This window comes from Prevotella sp. DNF00663 (assembly GCF_001553265.1).
In the GTDB taxonomy this organism is placed as follows: domain Bacteria; phylum Bacteroidota; class Bacteroidia; order Bacteroidales; family Bacteroidaceae; genus Prevotella.
In genome coordinates this window covers 1-560 of sequence record NZ_KQ960587.1, presented here as the reverse complement: position 1 = coordinate 560, position 560 = coordinate 1, and the positions used below count along the sequence as shown (strand labels likewise).

Below are 560 nucleotides of genomic sequence, written 5' to 3'. Positions count from 1 at the left end.
ATGGATAAGAATCAGTTATCTCTTGATTTAATGCATAGAATGAGGCTTACGGGTATGGCAACTGCCTTTGAAGAAAGTCTAACAACTACAATTGCAGATACGATGACACCAGATGCCTTTTTATCATGGCTCTTATCTCGAGAATGGGACTATCGTTCCGCAGCTGCTATTGAAAGACTCATAAAATCAGCAGGGTTTAGATATAAAGCCTATCCTGAGCAAATAGATTATAATATCAATCGCAACCTTAGCCAAAACAAAATGGAGAGAATACTCTCACTTGATTTTATCAAGCAAGGACGCAATATATTTATTACTGGTTCATCAGGAACTGGTAAAAGTTTTATCGCTACAGCTATAGGCTATCATGCTTGTAAAAATGGTATTAGAACGATGTATGCTAATATGTCAAAATTACTAGGGATACTTAAAGTCGCCAAGAATAAAGGAACGTTAGAAACAGAGCTAAAGAAGATAGAGCGATGTCGCTTGTTAATCCTCGACGATGCCTTCCTTGTACCTGTAGATGCAAAAGAGCGTCCTATATTACTTGATATTAT

General features: G+C 37.0%; 1 protein-coding gene. It reads left to right on the top strand.

Annotated features, from left to right (window positions below; translation table 11 throughout):
* Window positions 1-560, top strand: a 560-nt coding sequence (locus HMPREF3034_RS00445; protein WP_062432337.1) for an ATP-binding protein, incomplete at its 3' end; no start/stop codon positions are given.